Origin of the sequence: Gordonia sp. NPDC058843 (genome assembly GCF_042743165.1) — a bacterium.
In the GTDB taxonomy this organism is placed as follows: Bacteria; Actinomycetota; Actinomycetes; order Mycobacteriales; family Mycobacteriaceae; genus Gordonia.
In genome coordinates, this window is the sequence record NZ_JBHYNC010000044.1 from 30,596 (window position 1) to 39,679 (window position 9,084).

9 protein-coding genes are annotated in these 9,084 nt (G+C 68.9%); 3 read left to right on the forward strand and 6 right to left on the reverse strand.

Translation table 11 applies throughout. The features are described from left to right. Positions 1-126: 126 nt before the first annotated feature. The 4 genes from ACFW3F_RS21355 to ACFW3F_RS21370 form a co-directional block, all read right to left on the reverse strand. On the reverse strand, positions 127-1,083 hold the full coding sequence (locus tag ACFW3F_RS21355; RefSeq protein ID WP_388060999.1) for a tetratricopeptide repeat protein: 957 nt from the start codon (positions 1,081-1,083) through the stop codon (positions 127-129). A gap of 95 nt (positions 1,084-1,178) precedes the next feature. After that, positions 1,179-2,327: an MFS transporter gene (locus ACFW3F_RS21360; protein ID WP_388060978.1), complete on the reverse strand. Its 1,149-nt coding sequence runs from the start codon at positions 2,325-2,327 to the stop codon at positions 1,179-1,181. 92 nt (positions 2,328-2,419) lie between these two features. After that, positions 2,420-2,815: a DUF3817 domain-containing protein gene (locus tag ACFW3F_RS21365; protein ID WP_388060980.1), complete on the reverse strand. Its 396-nt coding sequence runs from the start codon at positions 2,813-2,815 to the stop codon at positions 2,420-2,422. Between the two features lie 61 nt (positions 2,816-2,876). Continuing rightward, on the reverse strand, positions 2,877-4,079 hold the full coding sequence (locus ACFW3F_RS21370) for an acetyl-CoA C-acetyltransferase (protein ID WP_388060982.1): 1,203 nt from the start codon (positions 4,077-4,079) through the stop codon (positions 2,877-2,879). Positions 4,080-4,163: 84 nt separating this feature from the next. Here ACFW3F_RS21370 and mce point away from each other — a divergent pair, with 84 nt between their 5' ends. Together mce and ACFW3F_RS21380 are read left to right on the forward strand one after the other, a co-directional pair. Further along, on the forward strand, positions 4,164-4,634 hold the full coding sequence (gene mce / locus ACFW3F_RS21375; protein WP_388060984.1) for a methylmalonyl-CoA epimerase: 471 nt from the start codon (positions 4,164-4,166) through the stop codon (positions 4,632-4,634). Positions 4,635-4,786: 152 nt separating this feature from the next. After that, a complete protein-coding gene (locus ACFW3F_RS21380) occupies positions 4,787-5,755 on the forward strand; it encodes a hypothetical protein (protein WP_388060986.1) in 969 nt (322 codons plus the stop codon). A gap of 39 nt (positions 5,756-5,794) precedes the next feature. Here the strand turns inward: ACFW3F_RS21380 and nucS are convergent, their stop codons facing one another. Both nucS and glsA read right to left on the reverse strand, forming a co-directional pair. Then, a complete protein-coding gene (gene nucS / locus ACFW3F_RS21385) occupies positions 5,795-6,478 on the reverse strand; it encodes an endonuclease NucS (protein WP_388060988.1) in 684 nt (227 codons plus the stop codon). A gap of 46 nt (positions 6,479-6,524) precedes the next feature. Further along, complete coding sequence (gene glsA / locus ACFW3F_RS21390) at positions 6,525-7,958, reverse strand: glutaminase A (protein ID WP_388060990.1); 1,434 nt, start codon at positions 7,956-7,958, stop codon at positions 6,525-6,527. A 90-nt stretch (positions 7,959-8,048) separates the two neighbouring features. Here glsA and ACFW3F_RS21395 point away from each other — a divergent pair, with 90 nt between their 5' ends. Further along, positions 8,049-8,927 carry a universal stress protein gene (locus ACFW3F_RS21395; RefSeq protein ID WP_388060992.1) on the forward strand — a complete coding sequence of 293 codons (879 nt, stop codon included), beginning with the start codon at positions 8,049-8,051 and terminating at the stop codon, positions 8,925-8,927. The last annotated feature ends 157 nt before the right edge of the window (positions 8,928-9,084 follow it).

Genomic DNA, 9,084 nt, shown 5'->3' on the forward strand with positions numbered 1-9,084 from the left:
TTTGTGGTGGGGTGCCCCGGCGCCGGCCCGGTTTATCCCGGGCCGGGCGGGGCGGGGGGGGTTTTCGCGGCCGCCTACCTGGGGTTTGGGGCGGGGCCGCCGCCCCCCCCCCGCGCCACCGCCCTCTCAGTACAGGGCACTGGCGAGTTTGCGCCGCGCGCTCACGACGAACTGCTCGGCGGGATCGAAGAGTTCGAACAGCTCGAGCAGCCGGGTACGTGCGCGGGTGCGCTCCTCACCCGCTGTCACCCGGACGACGTCGATGATGCGATCGAACGCGGCCTCGGGTTGCTGCGACAGCAGCAGGACGTCGGCGGCCGCCAACTGCGCATCGACATCGCGCCGCGACGCCGTCTCGACAATCGCGGGATCATGGGCCTGCGCGCGCAGGATGAACTCGAGATTCCGCGCGGCGGACACCGCTTCGAGGTTCTCCGGCTCGGCCTCGGCGATGGCGCGGTAGTCGGCGAGCGCCCCGTCGAAGTCGCCGTCGTTCAATTTCGCCTCGGCGGCGAGCAACCTCGGATCCTCGGGCTCCGGTTCGGGAGCCGGCCCGTCCGATACGCCGGGCAGAGCGTCACCGATCTGGGCGAAGATGTCGTCGATCCACTGGGTGATCTCGGCTTCGGAGCGCACGCCGTTGAACGCGGTCACCGGCTGGCCCTGCACGATGGCAACGACCATGGGAATCGACTGCACCCGGAAGGCCTGTGCGATACGCGGACTCGCGTCGACATCGACCTTCGCCAGCACCCAGCGGCCCCCGGACTCCGCGGCGAGGCGTTCCAGGACCGGCGACAGCTGCTTACACGGCCCGCACCACTCCGCCCAGAGGTCGATGACCACGAGCTGCTGCATCGACCGGTTGAGCACCTCGGCCTCGAACGTCTCCTCGGTGACGTCGAGGACCGCTGACGAAGCGGGCCCACCACCAGCGGCGGGTGGCTGCCCACCCGGAGCGGGCGCCTGCCCCGACTGGGCGGGCTGGGCGGCGGCCTGCGACTGGGCGCGTTGCGCTTGCGCACGTTCGGCTTCGGCCCGTTCCTTGAGTCCGCCGAGATCCACCGCGCCGGACATGGCCATGGCTGCTGCCGCTTGCTGTCGGGCCGCGGCGGCGGCCTGCTGACGATTTGTTGGTCGCGTCACCCCTCCAGTGTGTCACGACCGGCGACGCGGAATCAGGTGGCGTCGGGCGAACGGGCGCCGTCCGCGGCGGCCGTGCGGGCACCATCGGGACGAACGACCGGCGCGAGTGCGACAGCGAGGATCAGCGCCGCCACCGCGGCGAGCAGCCCGGTGTTCAGCGAGGTCCGGCTGCTGATGAAGCCGACGACCGCGGGACCGGCGAGCATGCCGAGGTAGCCGCATCCGACGACCGCGGAGATCGTCCGGCCACTCGACTCCCCCGACAAGTTGCCCGCCGCGGTGAAGATCTGCGGGATCAGTCCCGCCAGGCCCAGGCCGAACACGCCCCACCCCACGATCGCGAGCGCGGGCACGGGCGCGAGCACGGCGATCAGGATGCCGACGGTGCCGAGCAGACCGCCGTACCGGACGACCGCCACAGGTCCCACCGCTCCCACGACCGGGTCGATCACGAACCGCGCCACGGTCATCGTCGCGCTGAACGCGCCGAAGGCGATGGCGCCGACTGCTTCGGCGGAACCGAACGTCTCGACCACGTGCAGCGCGCTCCAGTCGTAGGCGGTGCCCTCGGCCAGCATCAGCGCGAAGGCGACGACCGCGAGGAGCACCAGGCGCCGCCGGTTCACGGTGTGCCACCATTTCGCGGACGCGGCGGACGGAGCGGGTGCCGCGTGGTTCGCGTCGCCGGTGCCGACCTCGCGGCCGGCGAGCCCACGTGCGCTCCAGGCGATGACGCCCACACCGGCCACCGCGGCGCAGGCCACCGTCCGGATGACACCCACGTCGGCCCACAGGGTCGCGGCGACAACCCCGGAGCCCACCAGACTGCCGGCCGAGAAGAAGCCGTGAAAGGACGACATGATCGGTCGGCGGTACGCCCGCTCGACCACGACCGCCTGCGCATTCATCGACACGTCCAGGCAACCGTTGGCGAAACCGAAGGCGACGAGCGCGGCCGCGAGCGTCAGGGCGTCGACGGCGAGCACCGGCGCGATGATCACCGCCGTCAGCCCCAGCGCGGCCCCGATGGTCACCGGGCGAGAACCCCGACGGTCGATCAGACGTCCGCAGACCTGCATACCGACGAACGCCGAAGCACCGAGCAGGAGGAGCAGCCCGCCCAGCTGATCGTGGTCGACTCCCGTGCGCGCGCTGATGACCGGGATGTGCGCCACCCACATCGCCGCGAGAAACCCGTTGAGCGCGAAGATCGCCCCGACGCTGCGGCGTGACCGGCGTAGCGTCGGGGCGATCGAGGGCGAGATCGGAGCGGTCAGGCCGTGGCCTGCCTGGGTGCACGGTCGGTGGACAGCTCGGCGAGGTGGCCGTTACGTCGCGCCCACCACTCGAACACGATCGTGCCGAAGGGCGGGAGGCTCGAGACCAGTGCCAGCAGGGTGACGATCGGGATCCCGATCCGGCGCGACCCCACCGGCAGCTCCCATTTCACCGCGTTCCACTTGAGTTGGATCGCCGTGACGAGGGCGACGACGACGAAGATCACGAAGACGATCCCGTGGATCATTCCCGGCTTGGCGATCGCCTCATCGTCGTCGTTCACCCGCTTGACGACCATGGCGACCAGGAGGATCGCCCAGGTGATCGCCTCGGCGACGGCGACGAACCGGAAGCGCTTGGCGGGTGTGGTCAGGTCGAAGAAAGACAGCATGATCCTCATTGTGCCGAATCGGACAGCAAACTACTACAAGATGTCGTAGACATCTCGATCCTCAGGCTTTGGGCACCCTGATGATCAGTGCGTCACCCTGGCCACCGGCGCCGCAGAGTGCAGCCGCGCCCGTGCCGCCGCCGCGTCGCTTCAGTTCAAGGGCGACGTGCAGCGCGATACGCGCTCCGGAGGTTCCGATCGGGTGACCGACGGCGATGGCCCCGCCGTTGACGTTGACGATCTCCGGATCGATGCCGAGCTGCTTGGTCGAGGAGAGCCCGACCGCGGCGAAGGCCTCGTTGATCTCGATGAGGTCGAGATCGGCAGGCGCGATGCCCTCGCGGTCACAGGCCTTGACGATGGCGTTGGCCGGCTGTGCCTGCAGGCTCGAGTCCGGGCCGGCGACGACGCCGTGGGCGCCGATCTCCGCGAGCCACGACACGCCCAGTTCCTCGGCTTTGGCCTTGCTCATCACGACGACGGCCGCGGCGCCGTCGGAGATCTGCGACGAGTTGCCCGCGGTGATCGTGCCGTCCTTGCGGAACGCGGGACGCAGACCCGACAGTGACTCGGCGGTCGTGTTGGCCCGAATGCCCTCGTCCTCGGCGAACTCGATCGGGTCGCCCTTGCGCTGCGGGATGGACACCGGGACGACCTCGTCGTCGAACACGCCGTTCTTCCAGGCGGCGGCGGCGAGGCGATGGCTGCGCGCCGCGAACTCGTCCTGCTGCTCACGGGTGAATCCGTCGGCGTCGTTGCCCTGCTCGGTCAGCGCCCCCATCGGCTGATCGGTGAAGGCGTCGAACAGCCCGTCAAAGGCCATGTGGTCGACGAGCTCGGTGTTGCCGTACTTGAAACCGCCGCGGCTGCCCGGCAAGAGGTGCGGCGCCTGGGTCATCGACTCCTGGCCGCCGGCGACGACGACGTCGAACTCGCCGGCGCGGATGAGCTGATCGGCCAACGCGATCGCGTCGACGCCCGACAGGCACATCTTGTTGATGGTCAGGGTCGGGACGTCCCAGCCGATGCCGGCCTTGATCGCAGCCTGTCGAGCAGGCATCTGACCGGCCCCCGCGGTCAGCACCTGCCCCATGATCACGTACTGGACCTCCGACGCCGGAACGCCGGACCGCTCCAGTGCGCCCTTGATCGCGACAGCGCCGAGGTCCACCCCGCTGAAGTCCTTCAGCGAGCCCAGCAGGCGGCCGAAGGGTGTGCGTGCACCGGCGACGATGACCGTTGTCGTGTCGGCAGTCGAAGTCATGAAGAGAACCTCCGGGGTGTCGAAAAAGGGGGCCAACCGAGCGCCCGCTCTGTGCGCTCAACACCTCAACGCTACCGTTGTCCCATGTCTTCCTCTGCAACGGACCCCAGCACCACCGCACTCATCTCCGACCTGATCGTCGCCATCGATCACGTGGGTATCGCCGTCCCCGATCTCGACGCCGCCAAGGAGTGGTACGCCACCCACCTCGGGTTCGAGACGCTGCATCAGGAGACGAACGCCGAGCAGGGCGTTGAAGAGGCCATGGTCGGCCCGGCCGGCGGCACCGGCGCGGTGATCCAGTTGCTCGCACCGCTCGACGAGTCGTCGACCATCGCCAAGTTCATCGACCGTAACGGTCCGGGGCTCCAGCAGCTGGCCGTGCGCGTGACCGACGTCGACGCGGTCACGGCACGACTCACCGAAGCCGGCGTCCGGGTTCTCTACCCCGCCGCCAAGCGAGGCACCGCCGACTCCCGCATCAACTTCGTACACCCCAAGGACGCCGGTGGCGTCCTGCTCGAGCTCGTGGAGCCCGCCGCCGCCGGCCACTGATCCGCCGAGACGGCCGAAAACCGTTGTATCGCTGACCGACTCACCGTGTCGAGCCGGCCGGGCCCGTCGGTGGCCCGACCGGCTCGGCACCTCTGCGCGCGTCGCCGCCGACGCCGACTCGACCCCGCGCCCACTCCGTTACACTGGCCGCCATGCCAGGTCCCGCACGGCAGTTGCCCTTCGCCATCGTGATGCGCGGTTATGACCGTGAGCAGGTCGCCGACCACCTCCAGCGACTCGACGCCGATCTGCGCGTGCTCGCCGCCGACCGCGACGCCGCCACCGCCAACGCGCACGAACTCGCCGCCCATCTCGAGGACGCGCGTGACGAGATCGCCGAACTGCGCCGCGAGGTCGACAAGCTGTCGGTCCCACCCACCACCGCGCAGGGCATGAGTGAACGACTGTCGCGGATGCTGCAGCTCGCGTCCGACGAGGCCTCGGAGATGCGAGCCGAGGCTTCCGCCGAGGCCGCCGAGACGCTGTCCATCGCTCGCCAGGAGGCTGCCGACATGCGGTCGTCGGCCGCGACCGACGCCGAACGTGTCCGTGGCGAGGCCCGGAGTGCGGCGAAGAAGCTCGTCGACGAGGCCGCCGCGCGGGCGCGGCAGGTCAAGGAGACCGCAGCCGCCAACGAGTCGGAGTCCGCCCGCCTGATCGCCGAGCGCACCGCCGCGATGGAGGCCGAACACACCAAGACGATGCAGGCCGCGAAGGACGAGGCCCGCCGCCTCGTCGAGAAGGCGAAGGCCGAGGTCGCCGAACTGGAGGCGGTCAGCGCCGCCGAGCGCGAGTCCGAGCGGGAACGCCATGACGCCGAACTCGCCGATCAGCGCGAACGAGCGCTGGACGAGGCGACGCACATCCGACAGACCGCACTGGACATCGCTACGCAGCGGCTCGACAGGTCGCGCGAACTGGCCCAGGCAGCCGATCGCACGCGTCAGGACATCGCCGCGAACCTCGGCAGGCTCCGCGACAACCTGGCCGAGCTGCCGGAGTTGCTCGCCCAACCCGACGACTCCGAGTACTCCGTCCTGTCCGACGCCGACGATCTGGAGCTGCTCAATCGCAAGCTGTCGCCGGAAGCGCGGACGCCGGAGGTCCGCTCCAACGCCTGATCTGGTCGGGGGGACTCCCCCGCCGGAGTCCGGCCTGGCCTAGAAGAGCCGGAACTCCGTACTCTCCGCGCCGCGTAGCTCGTCGTAATCGAGTACCACGCAACGGATTCCGCGGTCCTCGGCGAGGGTCCGGGCCTGCGGCTTGATCTGCTGCGCCGCGAAGACCCCGGCGACCGGGGCGAGGGTGGTGTCGCGGTTGAGCAACTCGAGGTAGCGCGTGAGCTGCTCGACGCCGTCGATCTCGCCGCGTCGCTTGATCTCGACCGCCACGGTGGCACCCGACGCATCCCGACACAGCAGGTCCACCGGACCGATCGCGGTCATGTACTCGCGACGGATGAGCGTGTGGCCCGGACCGAGTGTCTCGACGTGCTCGGCGAGCAGTTCCTGCAGATGAGCCTCGACACCGTCCTTGACCAGTCCCGGGTCGATGCCGAGTTCGTGCTGCGAATCGTGCTCGATCGAGGCGATGGTGATGCGCAGTTCCTCGCCGGCCTTGTTGGTGACCACCCAGTACGCCTGCGCCTGCGTGCCATCGGGGACCTGAGCCTCGGTGAGCCAGCACGGTGGGCTCATCCAGTTCAGCGGTTTGTAGGCCCGATCGTCGGCATGCACGCTCACCGATCCGTCCGACTTGATCAGCAGCAGCCGTCGCGCCATGGGCAGATGGGCGGTGAGCCGCCCCACGTAATCGACCTGACACTCCGCGATGACGAGACGCACGTGCCCACCTTAGTGGGGTGTCCCGGTGGACGCGTCCGCGGCCCGATCACTCGTCGTAGTAGTGCTTCAGCATGAACGTCTCGGCGTCGATGACCGCGTCCTCCATCGTCGAGTGCACGTGCGGAAGCGCCGGGTCGAAACCCCGGAGTTCCACCGGCGCATCGAGATCGGGCACCGCCGCATCATCGCGGTGCCGATCGACGCTGGCCCGGACGACGCCGTCCGGGTCGACGAGTGCCGCGCGCCGGCCACTGTCGTCGAGGAGGCGTTTGATGCTCAGCACCATCGTGCGTGCGACGGCGTCGATCACCCCGATGCGGGAGATCTCGACGATGACCACCGTGTATGCGTCGAGGTCGGCCTCGAGGCGACGCTGCACGCTCTCCGCACCCCCGAAGGTGAGATCGCCCTGCAACTCGTAGACGCGGATCTTGTCGCGACACGTCCGCAGGTAGCTGCGCTCCTGCTCCCCCCACTCCCCGCTGACCGGGGTGTCGGCGAGGTCGTACACCGACCTGATCGTCACCCGGCTCTCCCTGGTCACGTTGAACATGTGCAATCCGAGATCGGTGGACAGGTGACGGCACACCTCGACCCCCCGAACACTGTTGCCGTGACCGTCGAGCCGCGGCGAGTACACGCCGATACCGAGCTGTCCCGGCAGCACCGCGAGGATGCCGCCCCCGACTCCGCTCTTGGCGGGGAGACCGACCGAGGTGACCCAGTCCCCCGCCCCGTCGTACATCCCGCACGTCGTCATCACGCTCAGCAGCCGCTGCGCGGTCTCGTTGGAGAACACTGTCCGGCCGGTGCGGGGATTCAACCCGCCGTTCGCGATCGTCGCACCGATCCCGGCGAGGTCGTCGGTGGTCACGCGGATCGAACACTGCCGGTAATAGAGATCGAGAGCGGCATCCGGGCTGGTCTCGAGGGCCCCGAAGCTGTCGAGCATGTAGGCGATGGCACGGTTGCGTGAACCCGTGGCGGCCTCCGAGGTGTACACCTCCTCGTCCATCTCGAGGTGGCGACCGGCGCACCTCGAGTAGAACTCGAGCACCTCCCGGAAAGCTGCGTCCACGTCGGCCTCGCCGATGTCCCGGGTCGGCGGCAGCAGCATGGACGCGGCGAAGATGGCTCCGGCATTGATCATCGGGTTCTTCGGTCGCCGCTGGTCGTCGACGCTGATCTCGTTGAACGCCTCCCCGGACGGCTCCACGCCGATCCTGGCATCGACGGCAGCGGTGCCGTGCTTCTTCAGCACCATCGCGTAGGTGAGTGGCTTCGACACCGACTGGATGGTGAACGCCGTCGCGGAATCGCCGTGTGAGTACGTGTGCCCGTCGTGGACGCACAGCGACAGGCCGTACCCCTCGGGGTCGACGGCAGCGAGCTCGGGAATGTAGTCCGCGACGTGCCCCGACCGGTCGGAGTGGCATTCGTCCATGATGTGGCTGAGGTATCCGTCGACGAGCGAGTACATGTCCCCATCTAAGCGTGTCCCCCGACGCCCCGTCCCGATGACTAGGCTGACGAAGACCGGGGGATCGAGACACCGACGCTGGGAGTACCGATGAAGTTGCTCGTCGCATACATCGCGACCTCCGGAGGCGACGACGCTGTCGCCCTGGGCGCCTGCCTGGCACGCACCTTCGACGCCGAACTCGAGATCTGCATCGTCATCCCCCCGGAGCCGGAGAGCGCGGACCCTTCGGAACAGGTGTCGGTGGAACGGCTCTCCGACGCACTGGACAGCGCCGCCAGACGCTGGCTCGATGCGGCCGCAGCCAAACTCCCCGACGACATCGAGACCACGACCACCATCGCCGAGCACGCCAACCCCGGTGAGGGCCTCATCGTGCAGGCCCGACGGACCTCGGCGGACATGCTGGTGATCGGCGGCGCGGGCGGCGGTATCCGCGGCCGGCACACGCTGGGGACCGTCGTCAACGACATCCTGCACTCGGCGCCGGTGCCGGTCGCGGTGGCGCCGCCGGGATTCGCGCATCTCGGTACCGACGAGGTTCGGGAGATCTCGGTCGCGATCGGCAATCGACCCGGGACCCCGCTGCTGTTCCAGACAGCGCTCAGGAGCGGTGTACGTGCCCAGCGGCCCATCCGCCTGATCTCGCTCGTGGCCGTCGACGACCTGCAGCCCTGGCGCACCGAACCGGAGGAGCGAGCGCTCGACCACGCCCGAGAACACGCACGCCGGAGCCTGGAGGCCGCCAGAGAGCAGCTGCCGCAGGACTTTCCGGTCAGCTCCACGGTCGTCCAGGGATCGACGATCGAGGAGGCGGTCGGCTCACTGGACTGGCAGGACGGCGACGTTGTCATGGTCGGTTCCAGCCGGCTGGCGGCCCCCAACACATTGTTCCTCGGCACCACGGCAGCGAAAATCCTTCGGGCGGTATATGTTCCGATGATCGTCGTCCCCAAGGGCACCGACTGACCCGCCCGTACCCGACAACGAGAAATGCCCCGCAACCGGTGTGGTTGCGGGGCATTCTCACATTGTGTTCGGCGGTGTCCTACTCTCCCACACTGATTAGGGTGCAGTACCATTGGCGCTGGAGGGCTTAGCTTCCGGGTTCGGAATGGAGCCGGGC